20 protein-coding genes are annotated in these 25,542 nt (G+C 71.2%); 8 read left to right on the top strand and 12 right to left on the bottom strand.

Annotated elements, in window-relative coordinates:
• Window positions 1–13: 13 nt before the first annotated feature.
• A complete protein-coding gene (locus ACYVG5_RS01305; protein ID WP_222045280.1) occupies window positions 14–862 on the bottom strand; it encodes a PaaX family transcriptional regulator in 849 nt (282 codons plus the stop codon).
• Between the two features lie 228 nt (window positions 863–1,090).
• Between ACYVG5_RS01305 and ACYVG5_RS01310 the strand changes: the two genes are divergently transcribed.
• The 5 genes from ACYVG5_RS01310 to ACYVG5_RS01330 are packed head-to-tail and all read left to right on the top strand — an operon-like array spanning window position 1,091 to window position 8,328.
• Window positions 1,091–2,152: an ABC transporter substrate-binding protein gene (locus ACYVG5_RS01310; RefSeq protein ID WP_222045282.1), complete on the top strand. Its 1,062-nt coding sequence runs from the start codon at window positions 1,091–1,093 to the stop codon at window positions 2,150–2,152.
• Between the two features lie 53 nt (window positions 2,153–2,205).
• Entirely contained in the window at window positions 2,206–3,105 is a 900-nt protein-coding gene (locus ACYVG5_RS01315) for an ABC transporter ATP-binding protein (protein ID WP_222045284.1), read from the top strand.
• Between the two features lie 44 nt (window positions 3,106–3,149).
• A complete protein-coding gene (locus ACYVG5_RS01320; RefSeq protein WP_222045286.1) occupies window positions 3,150–6,707 on the top strand; it encodes an indolepyruvate ferredoxin oxidoreductase family protein in 3,558 nt (1,185 codons plus the stop codon).
• On the top strand, window positions 6,704–7,558 hold the full coding sequence (locus ACYVG5_RS01325) for an ABC transporter permease (RefSeq protein ID WP_222045288.1): 855 nt from the start codon (window positions 6,704–6,706) through the stop codon (window positions 7,556–7,558). Before ACYVG5_RS01320 ends, ACYVG5_RS01325 begins: the two co-directional genes overlap by 4 nt.
• Window positions 7,555–8,328, top strand: a complete 774-nt coding sequence (locus ACYVG5_RS01330) for an ABC transporter permease (RefSeq protein ID WP_222045290.1) — start codon at window positions 7,555–7,557, stop codon at window positions 8,326–8,328. The genes ACYVG5_RS01325 and ACYVG5_RS01330 overlap by 4 nt, the downstream gene beginning before the upstream one ends.
• A 72-nt stretch (window positions 8,329–8,400) precedes the next feature.
• Here the strand turns inward: ACYVG5_RS01330 and ACYVG5_RS01335 are convergent, their stop codons facing one another.
• The 8 genes from ACYVG5_RS01335 to ACYVG5_RS01370 form a co-directional block, all read right to left on the bottom strand.
• Window positions 8,401–10,593: a phosphatase domain-containing protein gene (locus tag ACYVG5_RS01335; RefSeq protein WP_460682900.1), complete on the bottom strand. Its 2,193-nt coding sequence runs from the start codon at window positions 10,591–10,593 to the stop codon at window positions 8,401–8,403.
• Between the two features lie 154 nt (window positions 10,594–10,747).
• Window positions 10,748–10,930 (bottom strand): PspC domain-containing protein, encoded by a 183-nt coding sequence (locus tag ACYVG5_RS01340; RefSeq protein WP_246629423.1) that lies wholly within the window; start codon window positions 10,928–10,930, stop codon window positions 10,748–10,750.
• Window positions 10,931–10,939: 9 nt separating this feature from the next.
• On the bottom strand, window positions 10,940–11,437 hold the full coding sequence (locus ACYVG5_RS01345; protein ID WP_460682901.1) for a hemerythrin domain-containing protein: 498 nt from the start codon (window positions 11,435–11,437) through the stop codon (window positions 10,940–10,942).
• A gap of 166 nt (window positions 11,438–11,603) precedes the next feature.
• A complete protein-coding gene (locus tag ACYVG5_RS01350; RefSeq protein WP_460682902.1) occupies window positions 11,604–12,830 on the bottom strand; it encodes an MFS transporter in 1,227 nt (408 codons plus the stop codon).
• Entirely contained in the window at window positions 12,827–13,567 is a 741-nt protein-coding gene (narI, locus tag ACYVG5_RS01355) for a respiratory nitrate reductase subunit gamma (RefSeq protein ID WP_222045296.1), read from the bottom strand. The genes ACYVG5_RS01350 and narI overlap by 4 nt, the downstream gene beginning before the upstream one ends.
• Window positions 13,564–14,262, bottom strand: coding sequence for a nitrate reductase molybdenum cofactor assembly chaperone (gene narJ / locus ACYVG5_RS01360; protein WP_222045297.1), 699 nt, complete (start codon window positions 14,260–14,262; stop codon window positions 13,564–13,566). The genes narI and narJ overlap by 4 nt, the downstream gene beginning before the upstream one ends.
• Window positions 14,259–15,986, bottom strand: coding sequence for a nitrate reductase subunit beta (gene narH / locus ACYVG5_RS01365; protein ID WP_222045300.1), 1,728 nt, complete (start codon window positions 15,984–15,986; stop codon window positions 14,259–14,261). Before narH ends, narJ begins: the two co-directional genes overlap by 4 nt.
• 61 nt (window positions 15,987–16,047) lie before the next feature.
• Window positions 16,048–19,761: a nitrate reductase subunit alpha gene (locus ACYVG5_RS01370; protein WP_222045302.1), complete on the bottom strand. Its 3,714-nt coding sequence runs from the start codon at window positions 19,759–19,761 to the stop codon at window positions 16,048–16,050.
• A 179-nt stretch (window positions 19,762–19,940) separates the two neighbouring features.
• Between ACYVG5_RS01370 and ACYVG5_RS01375 the strand changes: the two genes are divergently transcribed.
• Window positions 19,941–20,693: a helix-turn-helix transcriptional regulator gene (locus ACYVG5_RS01375; RefSeq protein ID WP_222045304.1), complete on the top strand. Its 753-nt coding sequence runs from the start codon at window positions 19,941–19,943 to the stop codon at window positions 20,691–20,693.
• A gap of 105 nt (window positions 20,694–20,798) precedes the next feature.
• Here ACYVG5_RS01375 and ACYVG5_RS01380 read toward each other — a convergent pair whose 3' ends face one another.
• A complete protein-coding gene (locus tag ACYVG5_RS01380) occupies window positions 20,799–21,128 on the bottom strand; it encodes a cupin domain-containing protein (protein ID WP_222045306.1) in 330 nt (109 codons plus the stop codon).
• A gap of 346 nt (window positions 21,129–21,474) precedes the next feature.
• Between ACYVG5_RS01380 and ACYVG5_RS01385 the strand changes: the two genes are divergently transcribed.
• A complete protein-coding gene (locus ACYVG5_RS01385; RefSeq protein ID WP_460682903.1) occupies window positions 21,475–22,014 on the top strand; it encodes a flavodoxin domain-containing protein in 540 nt (179 codons plus the stop codon).
• 43 nt (window positions 22,015–22,057) lie between these two features.
• On the opposite strand, the gene ACYVG5_RS01390 is transcribed toward ACYVG5_RS01385, so the two are convergent.
• Window positions 22,058–22,228 (bottom strand): hypothetical protein, encoded by a 171-nt coding sequence (locus ACYVG5_RS01390; protein WP_222045310.1) that lies wholly within the window; start codon window positions 22,226–22,228, stop codon window positions 22,058–22,060.
• Window positions 22,229–22,733: 505 nt separating this feature from the next.
• Between ACYVG5_RS01390 and ACYVG5_RS01395 the strand changes: the two genes are divergently transcribed.
• Complete coding sequence (locus ACYVG5_RS01395) at window positions 22,734–24,827, top strand: DEAD/DEAH box helicase (protein ID WP_460682904.1); 2,094 nt, start codon at window positions 22,734–22,736, stop codon at window positions 24,825–24,827.
• Here the strand turns inward: ACYVG5_RS01395 and ACYVG5_RS01400 are convergent.
• A complete protein-coding gene (locus tag ACYVG5_RS01400) occupies window positions 24,821–25,528 on the bottom strand; it encodes an NRDE family protein (protein ID WP_246629424.1) in 708 nt (235 codons plus the stop codon). The genes ACYVG5_RS01395 and ACYVG5_RS01400 overlap by 7 nt on opposite strands.
• Window positions 25,529–25,542: the final 14 nt, after the last annotated feature.

Raw genomic sequence — 25,542 nt, forward strand, 5'->3', positions numbered from 1 at the left:
CGGGCGGCCCGCGTCAGCGCGAGTGGCCGAGTTCGGCCGCCAGGGCGGTGTCGGCCACGGGCTTGAGCACGTCGAGCCACCGGAAGTAGATGTCGGTGCTCCGGGCAGCCGGCCAGTCGCCGTACAGGTAACGGGCCGGCAGTCCGGGATCACTGCGGAGCACCCGCAGCCAGTCCGCGCCGAGCAGGGTGATCTGCCCGAGGGGATCGTCCCCGGTCGGTCCGGCCGACCATGCCTGGATGAAGGCGTCGTGCCGTTCCCGGATGCGTTCGACGGGCCAGGCCCGGCCGACGAGGTCCGCGACGTCGACGCCGGGCATCGGGGTGGCCGCGAACCAGTCGGCGTGATCCCCTCCCTCGTCCAGCCCCGCACGGGCGAACACCCCGGCGACGTCCACCCGCCCGGGCGCTATCCACAGTCCGTCGCGTAGCCCGCCGAAGCCCGCCCACGTCAGCGCCGCCCGGAGCTTGTGGCGCAGGTCGCGCCGGCTCTCGGGCATGGAGTAGCTCAGCAACGTCCACTCGCCGTCGAGATGGTCGAAAGGTGCGGGCGACCACACCCGGTCGGCACCCCGCCGCAGCAGCTCCTCGGCCGTCGCGGTGAGGGTGTACCGCGCGATCCGGCCGGCCTGCTCCCTGGCCAGCAGACCGTTGCGGGTCATCCGTCCCAGCGTCGCCCGCGCCGCTGCCTCGGCGACACCGAGGTTGCTGAGCACGCGGAGGAAGACCCCGGCAGGAATGGGGGGGAGCATGCGGTCCACCACCAGGGTGCCGAAGAAGCTGAACAGCAGGGCTTGCGGACGATGGCCGCCGAGGCCGGGCTCCTCCGTTCCAGTTGACCTGCCGACAACGTGCCCGTCCACTCCGGCCTCCCTCGGTGCTCGATCACGAAGCGATGTCGGAACGGGTGCGAAAGTCGACGTTCCCTTGACGCTCGTCACGGCCAACTTTACGGTCCCTGTGATCCACGACACGCTCGTCGTCGGTCGGGCGCCTGTCTCCACCCATGGGACGGGGAGGGCGCGGCCGCCGCCACCACGCCCTCAGACAGCTTTGTTCGCCTCCGCAGCGACGTTCCGGAAGAGGTTTCGATGATCGCCACCCGCGCCCCCCGACGTGTGCTGACCGCTGCTCTGGCGCTCTCCCTCGGCGTCCTCGCCGGCTGCGGCGGGGAGTCGGACGACGTTGCGGCGAGTGACGGCGGGGAGTGCGGCACCGACGACCTGGGCACGGTCAGCGTCGGGTACTTCGCCGTCGCCCCCTCCGCCCCGGTGTTCCTCATCGCCGAGAGGCTCGCCGAGGAGCACGGCTTCGAGGTCGAGATGACGCCGGTGCCGACGGGCCCGGAGATCCTGACCGGTGTCGCGACGGGACAGTACGACGTGGGCAACCCCGGGATGGGGGCCTACGTCTACAACGCGCATGCTGACGGGCTGCCCTTCGACCTGGTGTCGTACCAGCACATCGACACTCCGGAGAACCTCTGGTTCCTCTCGTCGCAGGTCGCGGCCACCCAGGAGGAAGCCACCGAACTGGGCAACGACCTGTCCGCTCTCGCCGACCAGTCGTTCGCGACGGTGACCCCCGGAGGATCGACGACCTACCTGCTCGACCAGGCCCTCGAGATGGGTGGGCTGAGCATCGAGGACGTGAGCGTCGAGTACATGCCCTTCCCCGACATGCTGCCGGCGCTCACGAGTGGCGCGATCGCCGGTGCCACGCTGCCCGAGCCACTGCTGGCCGCCGCAGAGGCGCAGGGGATCGGCTTCCGCGCCTTCCCGGACCAGTCCGCGTGGGGCGAGCCGAACATTCCGTCGACCGTGCTGGCCTTCAACAGCGACTGGTCGGCGGAGGACCCCTGCCTGGCCGAGGCGTACCTGACGGCCTTCGATGCGGCCACCGACGAGATCAGGGAGATCGGCTGGGACGACCCGGAACTGCTGACCATCCTGAGCGAGTACACCGACCTGCCCGAGGCGGCGCTGGCGTCGGGGGTCCCGAGTGACATGCCCGAGGACCTCGCGGTCGACTTCGACGTCCTGCAGGACATGCAGGAGTTCTTCCAGCGCACGGACACCCTCAACTACGAGGAGCTCATCGACGACGAGGAGCTCTTCGACCAGGAACTCCGGGACCGGGTGCTGGGCAACTGACCCCTTCGACCGAACCGCGCCCGATCCATGCCGAATCGTGGAGGTCCAGGAGCATGACCGACAAGACCAGCGTCGTCGTGGCCCAGGTCGCCGGTCCGGCCGTCGAGAAGGGGGAGGAGGCGGTGACCACGGCGGCCCGACCAGCTGAGCCGCGATCGGTGAAGGTCCGGTTGGAGGGGGTGACCCGGAGCTACCCCGGTCCTGACGGCGGGGCGGTCGTCGCCCTGCAGGACGTCGACCTGGCGGTGCGGGAAGGCGAGTTCGTGGCGATCGTGGGGCCCAGCGGCTGCGGCAAGTCGACCCTGCTGCGCCTGGTCGCCGGGCTGCAGGAGACCACGTCCGGAACCATCGACCGCCACCACTCCGGAAGCGCCCGGCCGGACACCGCCATGGTCTTCCAGGACCATGCCCTCTTCCCCTGGCGGACCGTGCTGCGCAACGTGACCTTCGGTCTGGAGAACCGCGGCACGCCGAAGCGGGAGGCCTGGGAGATCGCTGCCCGGGAACTGCAGAAACTGGGCCTCACCGGCTTCGCCAGCGCCTATCCCCACCAGCTCTCCGGCGGGATGAAGCAGCGAGTGGGCATCGCCCGCGCGCTGGCCTCCGACGCGGAGATCCTGCTCATGGACGAGCCGCTGGGCGCGCTGGACGCGCAGACCCGCACCGTCCTGCAGGACCAGATCCTCGACCTGCGGAAGGCCGACCCGAGCCTCACCTGCCTCTACGTGACGCACGCCATCGACGAAGCGGTCTTCCTGGCGGACCGGATCATCCTGATGACCGCCCGCCCCGGGCGGGTCAAGGAGGAAGTCGCCGTGGATCTCGGTGCAGGGCGGGACTCCTCGGTCCGGGGCACCGCCGCTTTCGCCAAGCTGGCGCAGGACATCTGGGAGCACCTGCGGTCGGAGGTCGAGGCGGCCATGCAGCAGGAATCCGCGCGGTCGTCCCCGTGACCGGGCCGGCCGTGCCCACCGGAGAACGAGGAGAGCGAGGACCCATGCCCGCGGTTTCCCTGGAGGACAGCTACGCCCGGACCTCCGGTCAGGTCTTCCTGACGGGTATCCAGGCGATCGTCCGTGGGTTGATCGACCAGGCCCGCCTGGACCGGGCCGCCGGGCTGCGCACGGGCACCATGATCAGTGGCTATCCGGGGTCACCGCTGGGCGGGCTCGACGTGACCCTCGAGCGCGCGGCCCGCCAGCTGAGGCCGCTGGACATCCACCACGTCCCCGGCGTCAACGAGGAGCTCGCGGCCAGCGTGGTCATGGGCAGCCAGATGCTCGACTTCTTCCCTCCGGGCGGGTTCGACGGCGTGACCGGGGTCTGGTACGGCAAGGCGCCCGGCGTCGACCGCGCCGGTGACGTCTTCCGGCACGGCAACTTCAGCGGCACGCCCGCCGGCTCCGGGGCGGTGGTCCTCTGCGGCGACGACCCGACGGCGAAGAGCTCGACCCTGCCGACGCAGAGCGAGTACGCCCTGTTGAACGCCGGTATCCCGGTCCTCTATCCGGCCTCGGTGGCCGAGGTCCGCTCGCTGGTCATGCAGGCGATCGCGCTATCGCGCTACGCCGGGATCTGGGTCGGCCTCAAGCTCGTGACCAACGTCTGCGACGGCGGTGCGGTCGTCGACCTCGACGCGACCTGCACGACTGCCGTCACGGGACCGGCCACGCCGGGTGCCGTTCCGTTCCAGAAGCAGGTCTCGTTCAGCTACGGGCCCCAGGCCGAGCTCGAGCGGACGCTGGTCACCGAACGGCTTCCCGCGGCACAGCGCCACGTGCGGGCGAACCAGCTGGATCGCGTCTCGATCGGGGAGGACGACCGCCTGGGCCTGCTGGCCGCGGGCAAGACCTGGACCGACGTCGCGACGGCGCTGCGCGACCTGGGGTTCGACGGTTCCGACCGGGAGCGCCTGGGGGTGCGGCTGTACAAGCCGGCCCTGATCTACCCCCTCGACGACGAGCCCCTCCTCCGGTTCGCGGCGGGCCTCGAGGAGGTCGTCGTGATCGAGGAGAAGCGGCCCTTCATCGAGTCACAGGTGAAGGAGATCCTCTACGGCCGGGACGGCGCGCCCAGGGTTGTCGGCAAGCGGGACACCGACGGCAGCCCGCTGCTCGCGGCCCACGGAGAGCTCGACGCGGACTCCGTGACCGTGCAGCTGGCCCCACGGCTGCGGGCGCGGGCGGTCGCGGCGGGCCGGGACGATCTCGTGGACCGCATCGACCGCCGCGTCGCCGCGCTCACCTCGACCGAGAGCGTGGGCGGGGCGCCGTCGGTGCCGATGCGCATGCCGAACTACTGCTCCGGCTGCCCGCACAACCGCTCGACCCTCGCCGTCGACGGCGTGACCGCCGGTGGCGGCATCGGCTGCCACGGGATGGCGGGCATGATGACCCAGCCGGAACGCCAGATCCTGTCGATGGTGCCGATGGGTAGTGAGGGCGCGACGTGGATCGGTGCCGCGCCGTTCACCGCGCGCAAGCACTTCCTCCAGAACATCGGCGACGGCACCTTCTTCCACTCCGGGATCCAGGCCCTCCGCGCCGCGATCGCCGCCGACGTCGACATCACCTACCGCCTGCTCTGGAACAAGGCGGTGGCGATGACCGGCGGCCAGGACGTCGTCGCTGACATCGAGGTGCCCGCCCTCACCCGGTCCCTGGAGGCGATGGGGGTACGCAGGACGATCGTCGTCGCCGAGGAGCCAGAGCGGTACCGCGGACTCGGGCGCCTGGCCGGCAACGCCACGCTCCGCTCCCGGGAGGACTACGAGGACAGCGTTCGCGAGCTCTCCGGCATCCCGGGTGTGACCGTCCTGGTCTTCGACCAGCAATGCGCCGCCGAGAAGCGGCGCCTGCGCAAGCGGGGCCGCCTCGCGGCGCCGACGAAGTACGTCGTGATCAACGAGTCGGTCTGCGAGGGCTGCGGGGACTGCGGTCAGCAGAGCAACTGCCCTTCCGTCCAGCCGGTCGAGACGGAGTTCGGCCGCAAGACCCAGATCGAGCAGTCCTCCTGCAACGCCGACTACTCCTGCCTGAGCGGTGACTGCCCGTCCTTCCTGACCGTCTACAGCGAGGAGGGTCCGGCGGAGACCGGGAGGGTGGCGGAGCTGCCGGCCGGCCTGGACACGCTGCCGGAACCCGCTCGGCTGCAGCTGCCCGACCCCTTCCACGCCTACCTGCCGGGGGTCGGCGGCACCGGCGTCACCACGGCGAACCAGTTGCTGGCCTACGCGGCCCTGATCGAGGGCAAGCAGGCGATCACGCTGGACCAGACCGGCCTCGCCCAGAAGGGCGGAGCCGTGCTGTCCACCATCGTCATCAGCGACGAGGCCCTCTCCCAGACCGCCAACCGGGTGGGGCGAGGCTGCGTCGACCTGCTGCTCGCGGCGGACGCGGTGACGGCTGTCCAGCCGCCCCACCTCGATCGGTGTGCCCCCGACCGCACCCACGTCGTCGCGAACCTGGACGTCATCCCGACCGGCGCCATGATCCGCGATGTGCACGCCGCGGCGCCCGACCCGGCCGTGCTGCGGGATGCCCTGGCCGCGGCCAGCACGGGCGAGGGGAACCACTGGGTGGCGGCCGGCACTCTGGCGCAGCGCTTCTTCGGCGACCACATGGCCACCAACCTCATCCTCATCGGCGCCGCCTACCAGGCCGGGTTGCTGCCACTGGCGGCCCGCTCCATCGAGGACGCCATCGCGGTGAACGGGGTCGCCGTCGAACGGACGACCCGTGCCTTCCGCCTGGGCCGGATGGCCGTGGCCCACCCCGAGCGGTTGGCCGCCCCGGCCGCCGCAGCCCCGGCGGGGACGGACGGAACCGAGCTGGACACGTCCAGGCGCTGGCCGGCGGCCAGTCGGAACGCGGAGCGCCATGCGGAGCTGTTGGGCCGTTGCGCCGGCCTGGACGAGGACAGCCGCCGGCTGCTGGACGTGCGGATCGCAGATCTGATCGGCTACCAGGACGCGCGGTACGCCGCCACCTACGTGGACACGGTCCTGGCCGTCGCGGAACGGGAAGCGGCAGTCGTCCCCGGCCGCCGGGAGCTGACCCGAGCCGTGGCCCGGCAGCTGTACAAGCTCATGGCGTACAAGGACGAGTACGAGGTCCCGCGGCTCCTGCTCCAGAGCGAGTGGAACGACGGTGTGCTGTCCCGGTTCGGGCCCTCGGCGAAAATGCGGTACAACCTGCACCCGCCCCTGCTCCGCTCGCTCGGCATGGATCGGAAGATCGAGCTGGGACCGTGGGCGCGGCCGTTGCTCCGGGCCCTCGTCGGGGCGCGACGCCTCCGGGGCACACCGCTCGACCCGTTCGGCAGGACCACGGTGCGCCGGACGGAACGCGAACTGATCCGGTGGTACCGGGACCTGGTGGCCGAGACCAGCGAGAGCTTGCGGTCGTACAACCACGGCGTCGCGGTGGCGGTGGCCGAGATCCCGGACATGATCCGGGGGTACGAGCACATCAAGCTGGACAACGTGGAGCAGGCCAGGCGACAGGCCGAGGACCTGCGCCGGCGGATGCGGGCACTTCCGCTGACCGCTGCATGACGGTCACGACCGGCCCGGCGACGACCAACGAAGCGACGACCGACGCTGCGACGGGAACCCGGCGGCCCCGCCGGACCACGCGGGGATTCATCCGGCGCCACTGGCTGTCCGTCCTCAGCCCCCTGGTGGCGTTGGCGCTGTGGGAGTTCGCCTCCCGGTCCGGCATGGTGTCCCCGGTGCTCTTCCCCCCACCCTCGGCCATCGCCGTGCACGCCGTGGAGGTGCTGACCAGCGAGCCGGAGTTCGGAGGACACATCTGGGCGACCGTCCGCCGGCTGCTCCTCACCGCAGGGATCGCAGCCGTCGCCGGCATCCTCGTCGGGACGTTGATCACGGTCACGCGGTTCGTGGGGACCGGGGTCGAGAACCTGCTCGCCTTCATCTTCCCGGTGCCGTCGCTGCTGTTCCTCCCCATGATCACGTTCCTGGTCGGTCGCACCGAGACCGCCCTGCTCCTCACCGCGGCGGTCACGCCGGTATTGATCATGGTCAACGCCACCGTCTTCGGAATGCGCCAGATCGACCGCTCACTGGTGGAGGCGGGCCGGCACTACGGGGCGCGCGGCACCCGGTTCTTCTCCGGCGTGCTGCTGCCGGGGGCGATGGCGGCGATCGTGCCGGGCTTCCGGGTCGCCCTGGGCTTCTCGCTCATCACCGTGGTCGCGCTCGAGATGGTCATGTCCGAGACCGGACTGGGCGCCGTGCTGTGGCTCTCCTGGCGGATCCTGCAGGTTCAGGACATGTACGTGGCCCTGCTGGTCGTCGCCATCCTGGGGCTGCTGGTGACCCGGGGGCTGAACGCCGTCATGGACCGTCTCGCACCCTGGCAGGCGACGGGGAACACGCCGTGACGGCCGTGCGGTCCTGGGCCTGGCGGATCGGGCCACTCCTGGTGGCCGCGCTCGTCTGGGAGCTGCTGGTGCGCACCGGTGTCCTGGACGCCCAGTTCTTCCCGCCGCTGCACAGCATCCTGCAGGGGTTCGTCGAGGCGTTCACCGCGGAGCGCATCTACGCAGACATCGCGGTCACCCTGCAGCGGCTCGGGATCGCCTTCGTCGTCGCGGCGTTGCTGGGCATCCCCCTCGCCATCGGCATCGGCCGTTCTCAGGTGATCGACGGCATCTCCCGGCCCTTCGTGGACACGCTCTACCCCGTGCCCAAGGTGGCCCTGCTGCCGATGATCATCCTGCTCACCGGAGCCGGCGAGGTCCCGCTACTGCTCGTGACGGGGCTGACCGCCTTCCTGCAGATCACCATCTCGGTGTCCGGAGCCGTGCGGAGCATCGACACGACCCTGCTCGAGGCCGGATCCAACTTCGGTGCGACAGGGGTACGGCACATCACGAGGGTGGTGCTCCCGGCCCTGATGCCGGCGATCTTCTCCGCTCTCCGAACGGCACTGGGCCTCTGCCTGGTCACCCTGATCGTGGTCGAGTTCCTGTCCTCCCGCACCGGGCTGGGGGCCTTCGTCGCCATCTCGTGGCAGACCCTGTCGGTGAACCTGCTCTACGTAGGAGTGCTCGTCACCGCCGTACTGGGGCACGGGCTGAACGCGCTGCTCCGGATCATCGAGCGCAAGAGCCTGCCGTGGAACGTCTCCTGGGCCGGCGCAGCGCCCTGACGACCTCGGCGTGCGATCGTCGGGAGAGAGCAGGCGATCCCCATCGTGGCCGCCGACAGCCGACTGCCCCGTTCAGAAGCCGCGGCGGAGCTTCAGGCCCAGCGGGCGACCGTCGGGATCCAGCACGGTCCGGTAGGCCGTGTTGACCACTAGCCGGCGCCGATCCGGCGAGTCACCCACCGGTTCGTCCCCGGCGTGCCGTCGCAGTCGGCCGGCCGGCCGTGGTCCGCGGCAGCCGTGCGCGTGCCACGCGTCGAGAGCCGCGACGCTGCCCCGGATCGCCGCGGCGGCGCGGTCGGGATCGAGCAGCTCCGAGTCGTCCTCGGTCTGCAGGTGCTCGCGCATCAGATCGAGGCGCAGCCGGCGGGCGAAGCGGCGGGCTCCGTCACCCAGTCCGCCCGGGTCGGCAGGTGCGCGCTGGTCGCGCTCGTCGTCGAGGATCGCCGCGGTGAGTTCGCTGTCGTGGGTCCACGAGCGGCTGTTGAAGTTCGCGCTGCCGACCGCGGCCCAGACGTCGTCGACGATGCAGACCTTCGAGTGCACGTACACCGGTCGCCCGGCGGAGGTCTCCACGTCCAGGATCTGCACCCGGTCACCGCCGGCCTCGAACACCATCCCCAGGGCACCGGCATGTCCCAACGACGCCGACCGCAGGTAGAGCGGGCTCTCCTGGTCGGGATGGCGGGGCACCACAGCGATGAGCTGCAGCCCCGGCGCGCGGTGCAGGGCGGTGGCGAACACCCGCGCGACGTCCATCGACCACAGGTACTGGTCCTCGACGTAGACCAGCCGCTGCGCGCGGCTGAGTGCCTTCGCGTAGGCGCGGGCGACGCTGCGCTCACCGCGCGGCGCGAACGGGTACGAGGGCCAGCGGTGGGGATAGGTGCGCAGCAGCTGCACCGCGCAGCTGCCGGCCCGCGGCGGATCCGGGCCGGCGGGCGGCAGCGGCTCGGCGGTGCGCTGCAGGCGGCGGACGCGGTCGGCGAGGACCCGCCAGGGCAGCCGGGACAGCGCGGCCGGGTCCTCCCACCTCTCCCGGAAGACCTCCTCGGCGTCGCGGACCGCCGGCCCGCGCAGGCCCACCTGGACGTCGTGCCATGCCGGGCGCGGGCCGTAGGCGGCGTGCAACGGCCTGCTCTGCGGATCTCCGGCGTGCCGGTCGTCGTCCCTGCGGCTGTGCGCGATGTCGATGCCGCCGACGAACGCGACGTCGTCCGCCGGACGCTGCCGGTACCGGACCACGACGAGTTTCTGGTGGTGGCTGCCCAGCGGCCGAGTGCGCTGGTCGAGCAGCACCTGCCCGCCCCCGGCGGTGACGTGCAGCGCCAGCTCCCGGTTCTCCGCGGCGGAGAACCCCAACGCGCTGGAGTAGGAGCGCCACAGCAGTCCGCGGACCAGCGCGCCACGGCCCGCAGCGCCGACGAGCGCCTCCCCGACGGTCCATCCCGGCGAGAGCCGCTCGTCGGTGTCGCCTCGCCAGCCCAGGATCGTGATCAAATCACCAGGCCCGGTCCGGGCCAGCGCGTCGGCGAGGGCCGGGAAGTAGCTGCACCCGTGCAGCAGCGCGTGCGCGGCATTGCCCTCGGTCCAGGCCCGCAGCCGGGTCGCCTCGTTGCCCCGTTCCGCGCCGCCCAGCAGCCAGTGCGGCGCGGCCCCGCCCGGGGCGTCCCCGCGCGGCGGGCTCAGGCCGAGGCTCGATCTCAGCAGCGGCAGCAACTCCTCACCGTTCGGCGCCCAGACCACCGGAACGTCGCTCGCGCACTCGCCCAGCGGCGATCCGGCTGCTGCCGAGCTGTTCCGGCGGTGATCGCCGACGACCTCTCGCAGCGCGATCGCGGCGACCCTGCCGGGCGAGGCGGCGGCCAGCTCTCGGAAGAGCCCCGGGTCGTCGTCTGCGTCGTCCCCGATGAGCACCCACCGCAGCTGCGACTCTCGCCGCAACGCCCGGTCGATGGTTCGTTCCTTGCCTCGCCTGATGCCTCCGGGACGCCAGCCGGTCAGCAGCCCCCGCTCGGCCGTCAGCAACGTGCCCGGTGGGTACACGTCGTTCCTCATGCGCTCCCGGATGAGCCCGATGGACCATCGCGGGGCGGAGGTCAGGTACAACACCGGTGTGTCCGGCTGCTGCGCCACCAGCTCGCGCAGCACGCCCGACATGCCGAGCACGGACCGGCGATCGCGCGTGGTCGGCGACAACAGCCCCCGTACCCGGCGCAGCAGCCCGCCCGGCGACATCAGGCCCAGCGTGCCGTCCAGGTCGTACACGACTCCGTAGCGCATTCCGGTCGAGCGGCTGGGAGGCGTGTCGCCCGCTGTCCCGGCGGTCAGCACGGCGACGTCCTCCCATGGGTGAGCGGATGACCCGGGTGGCACTCCGGGCCGGCGGATGCGCGGCCTGGCGAGGGGTGATCCCGGCGGCTCACGGCCCCTTGGGAACGAGGATCCACAGCGCGATGTAGACGATCTCCCCGACGCCGAAGAGGCCGAACAGTACGAAGCCCACGCGTACCAGCGCGCGGGAGAGCCCGAACCGGTTGGCCAGCCCCGCACAGACACCGGCGATCACGCGCTGGGAACGGGGCCTCATCAATGTCGCTGCCATGCGACAGTCCTACCCGCTCCAGGGCCGGAACAACGTCGCGGTGCCCGTGGAGGAGTGCTGCTCCTCCCAGCGGTCCATCGCGTCCCAGTCGCGGCCCTCCAGTGTCGCCAGTGCCGCCGGGAACAGACCGAAGTCCTCCTTGTACATGTGCTCGCCGAGGTCGTGCAGCACCTGCAGCACACCGTCCCGCCACCGCTGTGCGGCAGCGGTCGAGACGTCGTCGAGGTCGTCCACGGCGTCGTAGAGCCCGGCGTGCTCGCTCTCGAGCACAGCGACGTGGCCCACCAGCTCCTCGCTGCGGCGCAGCATCGGGAACAGCGACCCCTCTTCCTTCGCCACGTGCGGGCCGAGGACGAGAAGCAGCTCCTCGACGTGGGCGCGGGCCGCGGTGTCGTCGCCGGCGGCCACGTGCCGGCGGATGTGGTCGCTGAGGTCGCGGAGCCGGTCGTGCTCGTCCATCAGGCGGGCGACGGGGGTGAGGTCACGGCAGCCGCAGTGGTCGCACATCGGCGGGAACTCCTTCGACGCGTGGGGTGCTCGGCCCACCGACCGCATGCCCCGGAGACCTGGGACCGCAGAGATGCCCGCGGCCCACCCGGGAGAAGGCGCGGCCTGGACGCGCCATTCCAGCGCTGCCCATGTCGCGTCACCGTGCCCCGGCTGCGCCTCCTGCTCAGGCAGCGTCCGCCGGCCTGCCCACCGACCGCATGCCCCAGGCGGTGTATGCGGCGGCGACCACGGCCGTACCCGCCAGCAGCCACAGCCCGGGTCGGTAGTTGCCCGCCCAGCCGTAGATCGCGCCCATCACCAGTGGCGGCGCGAACCCGCCGAGGCCGCCGGCGGCGCCCACGATCCCGGTCACGGCCCCCACCTTCCCTGCCGGCGCGGCGAGCGCGACCAGGGCGAAGACGGCGCCCGACGAGGCTCCCAGCGCGGCCGCCATCGCCAGGAAAGCGACGGTGCCGGTCCACTCCAGCGGCCGCTCCAGGGCCGAGACGGACGCGAAGACGGCGACGACGGTGAAGCAGACGGACAGCACCGGAACCGGGTGGAACCGGTCGGACAGCCATCCCCCGATCGGGCGCATGACGACGGCGAGCACGACGAACCCTGCCGTCCGCAGCGCCGCGGCGCTGGGCGACAGACCGAAGGCGTCGCGCAGGTAGGTGGGCAGGTAGACGCTGAAGGCGACGAAACCGCCGAAGCCGACCGCGTAGAGGAAGGACATCTGCAGCGTCACGGGGAGCCGGAAGGTGTCCCACGTCCGCCGGACGAAGCCGCCCGTGGCCACCTGCCGCCCAGGGGCGTCGCGCAGCAGGAGGTAGGAGGCGACCGCGTAGCCGGCGAGCAGGATCGCGACCAGCGTGAAAGGAAAGGCGAGGCCGAACGCGTCCTTGAGTTGCACGGTGCTGAACGCCGAGATCGCGGTCCCGCCCATGCCGGCCCCGAAGATCCCGAGCGCGGTGCCGCGCTTCGCCGGGGGGAACCAGGCGTTGACCAGGGGAACCCCGATGGCGAACGTGGTGCCGCCGAGACCGAGGACGAACCCTCCGAGCAGCATCATCGGGTAGGAGTCGCTGCCCAGGTAGCCGATGAACAGCACCGGCGCGATGGTCAGCACGCTGACCAGCGGGAACATCATGCGTGCCCCGAACCGGTCGGTGAGCGCGCCGACCGGGATGCGGCCGAGCGACCCGACGATGACGGGCACGGCCACCAGCAGCGACTTCTGCAGCGCGCTCAGGCCGAGCGCCTGCGTGTACAGGGCGCCGAGCGGACTGATCAGCGCCCAGGCCCAGAAGTTGATCGTGAACCCGACCGTGGCGACGGCCAGCATGGTCCATGCCGCACGCGGGACCGTGGCCTCGGTGGTGGCACCGGCGGCCGGTGGGGCACTCACCGCCGGTCTCCGCCCACCCGCTCCCAGCCGCGTGCCGCGCGCCGGCTGCCCAGCTGCGGGTCCCGGCTGCGGTAGACGATGTAGGGCCGGGTGAAGTAGCCGAGCGGCGCGCTGAAGACGTGCACCAGCCGGGTGAACGGCCAGATCGCGAACAGCAGCAGCGCCGACAGCGCGTGCAGCTGGTAGCCGAGCTCGGCCGCGGCCATCAGCTCCGGCTGCGGCTGGAAGTAGAAGATGCTGCGGAACCACGGGGACACGCTGTCCCGGTAGTGGCCCCCCTCGCCGGCGGCACCCAGCACGGTGTTGCTCAGCCCGAACAGGATCGTCGCGGTGAGAACCAGGTACATGAACTTGTCGTTCTTCGTGGTCGCCGAGAAGACCGGCCCGACCGTCCGGCGCCGGTAGATGAGGATCGCCAACCCGGCCAGCGTGCAGAACCCGGCGATGGCACCGATCCCGACGGCGACGACGTGGTACATGGTCTCGGTGATGCCGACCGCGGCGGTCCAGGACTCCGGGATACCCAGCCCGATCACGTGCCCGCCGAGGGCGAACAGGATCCCGAAGTGGAACAGCGGGCTTCCCCAGCGCAGCAGGCGCCGCTCGTAGAGCTGGCTGGACCGGGTGGTCCAGCCGAACTTGTCGTACTTGTACCGCCAGTAGTGCCCGACGACGAAGATCGCCAGGCTGACGTAGGGGACGACGACCCAGAGCAGGATCTCCAGCGTGCTGCTCATGTCGGGGCTCCTGCGGACGTACCGGACGTGGGCTGAGGCATGAACTCCGGTGGCGCGAACGGCAGCGCACCGTAGGGGTCGAGGCCGACCTCTTCACCGGGCGGCCCCTCCTGGGCCAGCCGCAGCACCGCGGCGCGGTCGGCTGCCTCCACCGGTGGGAGCGTGGCCGAGACAGCCTGCAGCACTGCGGCGTACGGCGAGCCCCGGTCCTGCAGGGCCAGCCGGATCAGCTCGAGACCGGGGCGGTACTCCGTCAGGAGCCGCTCACCGCGGACGGCGTCACCGGTCGCGGTGAACTCGAGCACCACGGCCAGGTGGTCGGGCAGTTCCTCGTCCGACAGCGTCATTCCCGCGCGGGAGTAGAGGTGCTTGAACTGGACGAGCGCCATGCCGCGCTTGCGGGTGTCGCCGTGCGTGAAGTACGTCAGGTACAGGCAGCACCGTCGCCGGAGGTCGAACGTCTCCACGTACTCGGCCTGCTGCTGCTCCAGGGGCGTGGTCTCCAGGTGGTCGAGGAACCTTCCCAGTGGGCCCGCGAACTCCACCGGCAGCGGCGCCACCGAGGCCCGCAGCAGGGGCAGCCGGGCGAGCAGGCCCTCGTCCGGATAGCCGAGCAGCAGGGACGCCGCCTGGCGAGCGGTGGCCACCTGGGCGGCGGCCGGCTCCGACCGACGGGACAGCAGCCGGGGGCTCATGGCTTGGGATCCGTGACCGCCGGCGAGCCCTCGCCGACACCACCGCCGTCCGCCCCCTGGAGGGCAGCGGACTCTTCGGGCCGCTCCGGGAACAGCCCCTCCGGAGCGCCCTTCCCGTCCCAGTTGAGCAGGTTGACCCGCTGCGCCTTCTCTCCCGGCGCCGCCATGGTGTCAGCCGTCTGCCGGGCCGCCAGCATGTGGAAGTTCTCCACCGCGATCGGGGTCGACCCACCGGAGCTCTCCCCGAACGGGCCCCAACCACCCATGCCCGGGCCGTCCTCGTAGTCCAGCGAGCAGCCCGTGTCGAACTCCTCCTGGCGGGGGCCCTGCTCGGCGTGGATCTGCGGGATCACGTAGCGCTCGTCGTACTTGGCGATCGCGAGCAGCCGGTGCATGTCCTCGATGTCCTGACCGGTCATGCCGACCGCGGTGGCGATCGACTCGTCCGGGGGCCGGCCGAGGTTGAGGTCGCGCATGTAGGCGCGCATCGCCCCGAGCTTCTTGAGCACCCCGGTGACCAGGTCGGTGTCACCGGCGGTGAACAGCTCGGCCAGGTACTCGACCGGGATCCGCAGTGACTCGATGGCGCCGAAGATGTTCCCGGCGTCCTCCCCGTCGTGGCCGGTGTCGGTGAGCGCGTCGACCACCGGGGACAGCGGCGGGATGTACCAGACCATCGGCATGGTCCGGTACTCCGGGTGCAACGGCAGGGCCACCTCGAACTTGGTGATCAGCGCGTAGATCGGCGAGCGCTGCGCGGACTCGATCCAGTCGCGCGAGATGCCGGCCTGCTCGGCGGCATGGACCACCTGCGGGTCGTGCGGGTCCAGGATGATCGATCGCTGGGCCATGTAGAGGTCCTGGTCGTTCGGGGTGGACGCTGCTTCGAGCACCCGGTCGGCGTCATAGAGCACGATGCCGATGTAGCGGAGCCGGCCGACGCAGGTCTCCGAGCACACGGTCGGGAGGCCGATCTCGGTCCGCGGGAAGCAGAACGTGCACTTCTCGGCCTTGCCGGTGCGGTGGTTGAAGTACACCTTCTTGTACGGGCACCCGGTGACGCACTGCCGCCAGCCACGGCAGCGGTCCTGGTCGACCAGGACGATCCCGTCCTCTTCCCGCTTGTAGATGGCGCCGGACGGGCAGGATGCCGCGCACGAGGGATTGATGCAGTGCTCGCAGATCCGCGGCAGGTAGAACATGTAGGTCTGCTCGAACCTCTCCTTGATCTCCGCCGAGATCTTCTTCAGAACCGGGTCGTCCTGGGTGAGTTCGGGCGCACCACCGAGGTTGTCGTCCCAGTTGGCGCTCCACTCGATGTTCATCGGCTCGTTCGTGATCAGTGAGCGGGGCCGCGCGACCGGGGTGTGCTCCTGGAGCGGAGCGTTGGTGAGGGTCTCGTAGTCGTAGGTCCAGGGCTCGTAGTACTCCTGGATGGACGGCAGCTTCGGGCTGGAGAAGATCTGCAGCAGGCGCTTGAGCCGGCTGCCGGTGCGCAGCTGCAGCTTGCCGCGGCGGCCGACCTGCCAGCCGCCCTGCCACTTCTCCTGGTCCTCGTACGTCCGGGGATAGCCCTGCCCGGGCCGGGTCTCCACGTTGTTGAACCAGACGTACTCGACGCCGCTGCGGTTGGTCCATGCCTGCTTGCAGGTGACCGAGCAGGTGTGGCACCCGATGCACTTGTCGAGGTTCATGACCATGCCCATCTGGGCCATGACGCGCATCAGAGGGCACTTCCCTCAGGGGCCACAAGCACGAAAATGGCCCTACCGGTGGTCGCGGGCATCAGTACTCAACCTCCTGGTTGCGGCGGCGGATGACGGTCACTTCGTCGCGCTGGTTCCCGGTGGGGCCCAGGTAGTTGAAGGCGAACGACAGCTGCGCGTAGCCGCCGATGAGGTGGGTCGGCTTGAGGAAGAGCCGGGTCAGGGAGTTGTGGATACCGCCGCGCTTGCCGTTGGTCTCCGTCAGCGGGACGTCGATGAGCCGGTCCTGGGCGTGGTGCATGTAGACCGTCCCTTCCGGCATGCGGGAGGACACGATCGCCCGGGCCACGACGACGCCGTTGCGGTTGACCGCCTCGATCCAGTCGTTGTCCTGCACCCCGACCTTGGCGGCGTCCTGGGTGCTCATCCAGATCGTCTGCCCGCCGCGGGACAACGACAGCATGAAGAGGTTGTCCTGGTACTCCGAGTGGATCGACCACTTGTTGTGCGGCGTGAGGTACCGGACGGTGATGCCCAGCTCACCCTGGTCCCCGACCTGCGGTTCGCCGAACAGCGTGTGCATGTCCAGCGGCGGCCGGAACACCGGCAGGTTCTCCCCCGCCTCGGTCATCCAGTCGTGGTCGAGGAAGAAGTGCTGCCGCCCGGTGAGGGTGTGCCAGGGCTTGAGTCGCTCCACGTTGATGGTGAACGGCGAGTACCGCCGCCCGCCGTGTTCGCTGCCCGACCACTCCGGTGAGGTGATCACCGGCGTCGGCGCGGCCTGGGTGTCGGCGAAAGTGACCTGCTTGCCCTCGTGCTCTGCGGCCAGGTCGGCCATCTGCATCCCGGTGCGCTCCTCCGACCGGTGGAAACCCTGGGTCGCCAGCCGCCCGTTCGTCGTCCCGGACAGCGCGAGGATCGCCTCGCACCAGTGCAGGTCCCGCGCCAGCGCCGGCCGGCCGGCCGCGGCGCCGTCCCGGATGACGCCGTTCTTGTGCTTGAGGTACTCGACCTCCTTGTCCGGCATGGTGGTGACACCCTTGGTCGTCAGGCCGAGCTTCTCCACCAGCGGCCCGAGTGCCGACCACTTCTGCGCGACGGCCGCGTAGTCCCGCTCCTGGACGACAAACTTCGGCATCGTCCTGCCGGGCACCGGATCGCACTCGCCGGCCTTCCAGTCCCGCACCACCCCACGCGGGTTGGCCATGGCGTCCGGCGTGTCGTGCAGCAGCGGCAGCGCCACCAGATCCTTGCGGACGCCGAGGTGCGTGGCTGCCAGCCGGCTGAACACCCTGGCGATCGTGCCGAAGGCCTCGAAGTCGGTGCGGGTCTCCCACGGCGGCGCGATGGCCGGGTTGAACGAGTTGACGTAGGGGTGCATGTCCGTGGTGTTGAGGTCGTGCTTCTCGTACCACGTGGCAGCCGGCAGCGTGATGTCGGAGTAGATCGTCGTACTGGTCATGCGGAAGTCCAGCGCCAGCAGCAGGTCCAACTTCCCGGTGGGCGCCTCGTCGTGCCAGACCAGGTCCTTCGGGCGCGCCTCCGGCGGAGCCTCCTGGGCGCGGACGGCGTCATCGGCTCCGAGCAGGTGCTTGAGGAAGTACTCGTTGCCCTTGCCGGACGAACCGAGCAGGTTCGCCCGCCAGATCGTGAGCACCCGGGGAAAGTTCTCCGGCGCGTCGGGGTCCTCGGAAGCGAACCGCAGGCTGCCGTCTCGCAGGCCGGCGATGACGTGCTCGCCGGGCTCCTTCCCTGCGGCGGCCGCCTCGTCACCGAGGTCGAGCGGGTTGCGGTTGAACGTGGGGTAGGACGGCATCCAGCCCATCCGCGCCGACTCGGCGAGGACGTCGGCCGGTGTCTTGCCGTCGAATCGGCCCGCACCCAGCGGTGAGGCGAAGCCGTCCAGCGTCGTCTGGTCGTAGCGCCACTGGTCGGTGTGCAGGTACCAGTAGGCGGTCTGGATCATCTGCCGCGGCGGGCGCGCCCAGTCGAGGGCGGCAGCGACGGTCGAGTATCCGGTGAGCGGACGTACCTTCTCCTGGCCGACGTAGTGCGCCCAGCCGCCCCCGTTCACGCCCTGGCAGCCGGTGAGCGTGGTGAGGGTGAGGAACGCGCGGTAGATCGTGTCGGAGTGGAACCAGTGGTTGGTGCCCGCACCCATGATGATCATGGACCGGCCCTTGGACTCGTCGGCGTTCTGCGCGAACTCCCGGCCGATCCGCGCCGCGGCGGCCGCGGACACGCCGGTGAACTGCTGCTGCCAGGCCGGGGTGTAAGGCTGCGAGGGGTCGTCCATCCCGGTCGGCCACTCGCCGGGCAGCCCCGCGCGGCCGACGCCGAACTGGGCCAGCAGCACGTCGTACACCGTGGTCACCAGGTGCTTGCCGACCCGGCGCACCGGTACGCCGCGGCGCATGGCAGCGCCTTCGCCGCGGGCGGTGTCGAACCGGGCCAGGTCCACGGTCACCGACTCCGCGGCGCCGTCGTAGAGGCTCAGCCGCGGGTCGACCTCGCCGAGGTCGAGGTTCCACTTGCCCTTGCCGGCCTCACCGAAGCGGAAGCCGAGCGAGCCGTGGGGGACGTGCGGCTCGTCGGTGACCGAGTCGACCAGCACGGTCTTGAACTCCGCGCCCTCCTCCAGATCACCGAGGTCGGCCGCGGTGAGGAACTTGCCGGGCACGTAGCTGTCCCCGCGCGGGGTCAGGGTGAGCAGGAACGGCAGGTCGGAGTAGCGCTTGACGTAGTCGGTGAACCGGGGCACCTGCCGGTCGACGAAGAACTCCTTGAGCACGACGTGCCCCATCGCCATCGCCAGCGCGCCGTCGGTGCCCGGGTGCGGCGCCAGCCAGTCGTCGGCGAACTTGGTCGCGTCGGAGTAGTCCGGGCTCATGACGACGACCTTCTGGCCGCGGTAGCGGGCCTCGGTCATCCAGTGCGCATCGGGCGTCCGGGTCACCGGGACGTTGGAGCCCCAGAGGATCAGGTAGGCCGCATCCCACCAGTCGCCGGACTCCGGCACGTCGGTCTGGTCGCCGAACACCTGCGGCGAGGCGACCGGCAGGTCGGCGTACCAGTCGTAGAAGGACAGCATCGGCGCGCCGATGAGCGACATGAACCGGGACCCGGCGGCGTGCGACACCATCGACATCGCCGGGATCGGCGAGAAGCCGGCGACGCGGTCGGGCCCGTACTTCTTGATGGTGTGCACGTGCGCGGCGGCGATCATCTCGGTCGCCTCGTCCCAGGACGCCCGCACGAGGCCGCCCTTGCCGCGCTGCGACTTGTAGGTGCGTGCCTTCTCCGGGTCGTCGACGATGTCGGCCCAGGCCAGCACCGGGTCATCCAGCCGCTGCCTGGCCTCGCGGTACATCTGCAGCAGCGAGCCCCGGATGTAGGGGTAGCGGACCCGGGTGGGGGAGTAGGTGTACCAGGAGAAGGCGGCGCCACGCGGGCAGCCACGGGGCTCGTACTCCGGCCGGTCGGCGCCGGTCGTCGGGTAGTCGGTCTGCTGCGCCTCCCAGGTGATGATCCCGTCCTTGACGTAGACCTTCCACGAGCAGGACCCGGTGCAGTTCACGCCGTGGGTGGAGCGGACCACCTTGTCGTGCGACCACCGGTCCCGGTAGAAGCTGTCGGCCTCCCGCCCGCCGATCTGGTGCAGCGACCGCAGGTCGGCGCTCACCTCGCCCTTGCGGAAGAAGCGGGACGTTCCGACGAGGGCCTCCGACAGGTTGCCGTCGAAACCCGCTGATCCGCCGACCGGTCCGGCGCTGGACGCATGTTCCCTGACCACAGTTCTCCCTCTTCCGGGCGCGGGCCCCGACGGTTCGATCACCTGGCTGGCGTGCACTGCAGGACGTGGTCGACCTGGGTGGTCTGCCGCCTGCCGATCGGGACGGCCTCGGCGGCGCCCCGGCCTGATGCCGTGCTGGGCGGCGGCGCCCGGCCGACCAGATCTGTGAAACTCGAACCATGGACGTGTCGCCGGAGCAGTTGCCCCCGCAGGAGGCCGCGCGGGCGGGGGTCAGCCGACAACGCATTCTGGAAATGCTGCGCGCTGCGCCGGAAGGCCTCGGCGTGCAGGAGCTGGCTGAGCAGGCGGGGCTGCACCCCAATACGGTGCGGTTCCATCTCGATCGCCTGGTCGGCGACGCGCTGGCGGAGCGGCACGTGGGCGAACGCGGCGAGCCAGGACGTCCGCGGCTGGCCTTCACCGCCGCGCCGCGGCCGGATCCGGCCGGTGATCGGCGCAACTACCAGTTGCTGTCCGAGATCCTCGCGAGCTATGTCAGCGGGACGACCGACGACCCGGCGGCGGCCGCGATCGAGATGGGACGCGCGTGGGGTCGCCATCTCACCGAGCGACCGGCCCCGTACCAACGGATCACCGAGGAAGAGGCGGTCGCTCGCCTGCTGCGCATCCTCGATGAGGTCGGCTTCGCCCCCGAGTCGCCGCCGGAGAACCGGCGGCGGGTCCTGCTGCCGCATTGCCCCTTCCGGGAGGTCGCGACCGCCCACCGGGAGGTCGTGTGCTCGATCCACCTGGGGCTGATGCGGGGAGCGCTGGCCGAGATGAACGCACCGGTGACCGCCGTACGGCTGCTGCCGTTCGTCGAGCCGTCCCTGTGCGTGGCCCACCTGGCGCCACTGACCGGACCGCCCGACGCCCACGCGCCACCGCCGCAGTCCGACCGGGCGGGTGGGTCGACGGCAGGCCGGCTCTGACATGGGGTCAGGGCTCCGGAACCCGCGCCAGTCGCGGGACCACGGGCCCGGTCGCGACGCCCGGTCGGGCGGGACGCGTCGTGGTGCGGGCCGGCATCGCGCTCATCAGTGCTTGGCGACCGTCAGCAGCACGGTGGCGTCGCTGAGCGCCTCGAGGCTGTGCCGGGCGTCGGGAATGATGATGAGGTCGCCCTCGCGCCCTTCCCAGGAGGCATCCGCTGCGACGAGCCGTACCCGGCCGCTCAGCACCACCAGCGTTGCTTCTCCGGGGTTCTCGTGCTCGGCCAGGGTCTTGCCGGCCGTCAGGGCCACCACCGTCTGCCTCAGCGACTTCTCATGACCCCCGTAGACGGTGTCGGCGGCGCGGCCGCTTGCGGTCGAGCCGGCTGTTCGTAGCAGCTGACGGCCCAAGGCTTCGAGGCTGAACTTCTGCACGGGTACCCCCTGCTGTCGGACCATTCGCGGAAAGGCCAAAGCATCAGGCTGGACGAGCATCAGGCTGGACGGACCTGCTTGATGAGACCGCCGTCATGCGCTTCTTCTTCCTACCAGGTTGCCTGGTAAGTACAAGCCGAGCTGTTCTCAATTGCCGTGTCCGACTACCGTGAAAGCCGTCGTCCATGACCCGGTCACGACCTCGTCGAGCCGGACGCACTCTCTCAGCGACACGAGGAGTCCACGTGCTGTCCGACCGTTCCCGCCCCGTGATCGAGGCGACCCTGCCGGTCGTCGCCGAGCACATCCGGGAGATCGCCGTCCGGGCCGGGGCCGTCCGGTGAGCGTGCCTGGCCCCCGCGTGCTCGTGACCGCGGCCAGCAGGCACGGCTCCACCAGGGAGATCGCCGCTGCGGTGGCCCGCTGGCTGCCCGACACCGCGGCCGGCCGCGATGCCGGTCTGGCGGCCGGCTTCCTGGCGGTCGACCAGCAGCCCGACCCTGCCCGGTTCGATGCCGTCGTTCTCGGCAGTGCGGTCTACGTGGGCCGCTGGCTGGAAGGGGCCAGGCACTATGCCGCCACCTTCGCCCCGACGTTGCGGTCCCGGCCGGTCTGGTTGTTCTCCAGTGGCCCCATCGGCGAGCCGCCGTTCCCGCCGGACGAGCCCTACGACGCGGAACCGATAGCCCGCCTCGTGGGCGCGCGCGGCCATCGGGTGTTCCCCGGATGCCTGGAGAAAGACTCCCTCACCTTCGGTGAGCGCGCGATGGTGACCGCGATGCGCGCACCGACCGGCGACTTCCGCGACTGGGATGCCGTCCGCGGCTGGTGCGAGGAGATGGCCGTCGACCTCGTCGAGCACCTGGCCGGCGCTCCGCCTGCGTGATCACGCGGCACGGGGGAGCGACGCCGCTCGCCCGGTGCGCGGATCAGGCGGGTTCGGGCACGCCGCCACCGTCGCCGCCGGGATCGTCCGGCGTCGATTCGATCGGCGCGGGCGGGAGCGGCTCCGGTGCGTCGGGGAGCAGCTCGGCCGGATCGTCCGGCATCGGCGCGTTCGGATCGATCTCCGGATCCGGCTCCGGCAGGGGTGCGACCATGCACCGAGTCAACCAGCGTGTCGCCCCGATCGCAGGGCCGGGCGTGCGAGGGCGGCGAGCGCCGCGCCTTCGGCGGCGGCGTCGTGCAGGTCGGGAGGGCCCGGAGAACCGATCGGCCCGGCCGCGGGTCGCCCCGCAGCTCGTGCCGGGCCGGCAGGCGCTAACATTGCTCCAGCGCCGGCCCCAGGCGAGCCTTCGCCCCTCTGGTGACGACTTTCCCCTGTGCGGTCGGTGCCCGGCCATCGACTGGTGGCTGCTGGTCCCACCATGGGCGGGCTGTCAGTCAGCCCGAGGCGTCGATCTCTCGCAGATCCGTGGGACCGAGTCGCGTCTCGGAGCAACCGCCCAGGCCCTCTCTCGCGAGATCGGCTAGCCCCGATCGCTGGACCGGGTGCGGCATTCCGCCGCGGCAACCGGGCCGGGCATGTCAAAGGAGGAGTCTGTGGCTCGACGAGGCCAGGGCCGGGCGGGCACTCGCCGTACCGCCCCGCGGACGCAGCGGCGCGTGGGTGACCGCGGCGACATCATCGCGGAGCTCGCGCGCGCTGTCCGCGAGGTCGAGGCGGCTGCCCAGAGCGGCCGCGTGTCACCCGCAGTGCGTACGAAGTTCCAGGCTGTCGCACTGCTGGTGCGCGAGGAGCACGCGCGGGTCCGGGCCGACGACGCCAGCAACGCCACCCACCGGGCCGAGCAGCTCAAGCGTCTCGACGGGATCGCCACCATCCTCGCGAAGACCGCCGTACGCGATCCCGCGCTCCTCGCGCTCCTCACCGAGGACGCCGTCGTCTCCGATACGGCCCATTCGCGCAAGCGGGAGATGCTGCGGGCCGTCGGCATCGAACCGACCCCCGACGAAGCTCCGCCGGCGGCGCCCGCGGCGCCCTCCGCTGCCAGCGAGCGTCGGGTCGTGCCGCAGTCGGTCGTCTCGCGGCAGCTGGCCAACCCCTTCCTCGCCCCCGACTTCACGTCCACCAGGCCGGCGCCGGTCCGTCCGCGCCGACTGGCCGGTTGGGAGCTGCTCGGCCCGCTCCTCGGATCCTTCGAGCGCGCCGGCGGCGGGGCCCCGGCGTGCATGGCCCTGCCCGCGCCGGCCTCGCTGCACGCGCCGGGTGGTCTCGAGCTGATGCCGCACCAGGCGCAGGTGGTCGCGGCCGCCGGCTCCGGCCACCGGACCTTTCTGCTCGCCGACGAGCCGGGCCTGGGCAAGACGGCTCAGGCGCTGCTCGCCGCGGAGGCGGCGAACGCCTACCCGCTGCTCGTCGTCGTCCCGAACGTCGTCAAGACGAACTGGGCTCGCGAGGCCGGCCGCTGGACGCCTCAGCGCTCGGCCACCGTCATCCACGGCGACGGGCACACGATAGACGGCTTTGCCGACGTCGTCGTGGTCAACTACGAGGTGCTCGACCGCCATGTGGGTTGGATCGGCGACTTCGGCTTCCGCGGCATGGTCGTCGACGAGGCGCACTTCATCAAGAACAAGACCTCTCAGCGGTCCCAGCACGTGCTCGAGCTCTCCGAGCGCATCCGGTCCCGTATCGCGCGTCCGCTGCTGATGGCACTCACCGGCACCCCGCTGATCAACGACATCGAGGACTTCCGGGCCATCTGGCAGTTCCTCGGCTGGATCGACGACACGAAGCCGCTCGCGGAGCTGATGGATTCGCTCGAGGAGACCGGCCTGACGCCCGCCGACCCCGGCTTCTACCCCGCTGCCCGCAACAGCGTGGTGGACCTCGGCATCGTCCGTCGGCGCAAGGTCGACGTGGCCGCCGACATCCCGGCCCGCCGCATCGCCGACCTGCCCGTCGAGCTCGACGAGAAGGCCGGCCGGTCGATCCGGGCGGCCGAGCGGAACCTCGCCCGCCGGCTGGTGTCGCGGTACGAGAGCGCGCTCGCGGCCCGAGCGTCCGCCGACGACGTCGAGGGCATCGACCACGACCTCGTGCGCAGGGTGGCCAGGTGGGAGCAGAAGGACGCGACCACGACGACCGGCGAGAACGTGTTCGGCATGATGCGGCGCATCGGTCAGGCGAAGGCCGCCCTCGCCGCCGACTACGCGGCACAGCTCGCCCGGAGCGCGGGGAAGGTGGTCTTCTTCGCCAAGCACGTCGACGTGATGGACGTCGCCGAGCAGACCTTCGCCAGGGACGGGATCCGTTTCTCGTCGATCCGTGGCGACCAGACCCCCGCGTCGCGGCAGAAGCACATCGACGCATTCGTGCACGATCCCGACGTCGCCATCGCGGTCTGCTCGCTGACCGCGGCCGGCGTGGGGATCAACCTGCAGGTGGCCTCGAACATCGTGCTCGCCGAGCTGTCCTGGACCGACGCCGAGCAGACCCAGGCCATCGACCGCAGCCACCGGATCGGTCAGACCGAACCCGTCACCGCGTGGCGCATCATCGCCGCGCAGACCATCGACGCCAGGATCGCCGAGCTGATCGACAGCAAGGCGGGGCTCGCCGCCAGGGCGCTGGATGGCTCGGAGGAGGAGGTGCCGTCCTCGGCCGACGTGCAGCACGAGGCGCTCGTCGCGTTGTTGACGGACGCGTTGTCAGCTCTGCCGCCCGCGCGCGCCAGCGCCCCGACCGGTCACTGACCCGGATCCGCCGCCTGCCCGAAGGCGGCGGCGTCCCAGGGGACGCCGGCCCACGGCCGGCGGCTGTACTCCAGGCGCAACCGTCCGGGCCGGGCGTCGATGATCTCGGCGAACACCGTGCCGTACACCTGGCCGTCCCGCTCGTGCCGAACGACCAGGGCCGAGGGGTCCTCGGCAGGTGGCCGGCCCTGCACCAGGCTGCGCCAGCCATGCGGGAAGGCCGCCGCTGCGAAGGTCTCCTGCCACCGGTCGGCCTTGCGATCCTCGGGTCCGCCGGAGGTCAGCACATGGGTGCCCTCGGGGTGTTCCGTCTCGGTGAGCCGGTCGCCGTCGAAGACCCAGGTGGTCAGTCGGTCCGGGGTCGCCAGCACGAGCACGAAGCCCGCCATCCCGGTGAGCCGGGCGTGGGAGACCCAGTCGGCCCCGTGTACGGCCCCGAGCAGCGGCAGTGCTCCCCGGCTCGGAGCCCCCGGAGCGGCCGGCCGCTCGTGGTACCGGTTGAGCACGAGAGAGGTCACCCCGGTGCCGACCCGGGTCGCGCACCACGTGCCCCCGGCGACGTGGTCACGCCCGCCGACGACGTCGGGGAACTGCGGCCACCACCGGCCGGGGACATCGAAATCGCGGCTGATCAACTCGTCGCGCACGGCGAGGACCTCCACCGGCCGGTCGGCGGACCGACGCATCACCACCGTGCACATGCGCGCATCCTCCC

The organism is Modestobacter lapidis, assembly GCF_054780755.1.

Bases quoted from the DNA above. Each gene is read 5' to 3' on its own strand.
- narJ (WP_222045297.1), bottom strand. From the start codon at position 14,262: ATGAGCCCCCGGCTGCTGTCCCGTCGGTCGGAGCCGGCCGCCGCCCAG.
- ACYVG5_RS01340 (WP_246629423.1), bottom strand. From the start codon at position 10,930: ATGGCAGCGACATTGATGAGGCCCCGTTCCCAGCGCGTGATCGCCGGT.
- ACYVG5_RS01375 (WP_222045304.1), top strand. From the start codon at position 19,941: ATGGACGTGTCGCCGGAGCAGTTGCCCCCGCAGGAGGCCGCGCGGGCG.
- narH (WP_222045300.1), bottom strand. From the start codon at position 15,986: ATGCGCGTCATGGCCCAGATGGGCATGGTCATGAACCTCGACAAGTGC.
- ACYVG5_RS01315 (WP_222045284.1), top strand. From the start codon at position 2,206: ATGACCGACAAGACCAGCGTCGTCGTGGCCCAGGTCGCCGGTCCGGCC.
- ACYVG5_RS01325 (WP_222045288.1), top strand. From the start codon at position 6,704: ATGACGGTCACGACCGGCCCGGCGACGACCAACGAAGCGACGACCGAC.
- ACYVG5_RS01400 (WP_246629424.1), bottom strand. From the start codon at position 25,528: ATGTGCACGGTGGTGATGCGTCGGTCCGCCGACCGGCCGGTGGAGGTC.
- ACYVG5_RS01345 (WP_460682901.1), bottom strand. From the start codon at position 11,437: ATGTGCGACCACTGCGGCTGCCGTGACCTCACCCCCGTCGCCCGCCTG.
- ACYVG5_RS01390 (WP_222045310.1), bottom strand. From the start codon at position 22,228: ATGGTCGCACCCCTGCCGGAGCCGGATCCGGAGATCGATCCGAACGCG.
- narI (WP_222045296.1), bottom strand. From the start codon at position 13,567: ATGAGCAGCACGCTGGAGATCCTGCTCTGGGTCGTCGTCCCCTACGTC.
- ACYVG5_RS01320 (WP_222045286.1), top strand. From the start codon at position 3,150: ATGCCCGCGGTTTCCCTGGAGGACAGCTACGCCCGGACCTCCGGTCAG.
- ACYVG5_RS01310 (WP_222045282.1), top strand. From the start codon at position 1,091: ATGATCGCCACCCGCGCCCCCCGACGTGTGCTGACCGCTGCTCTGGCG.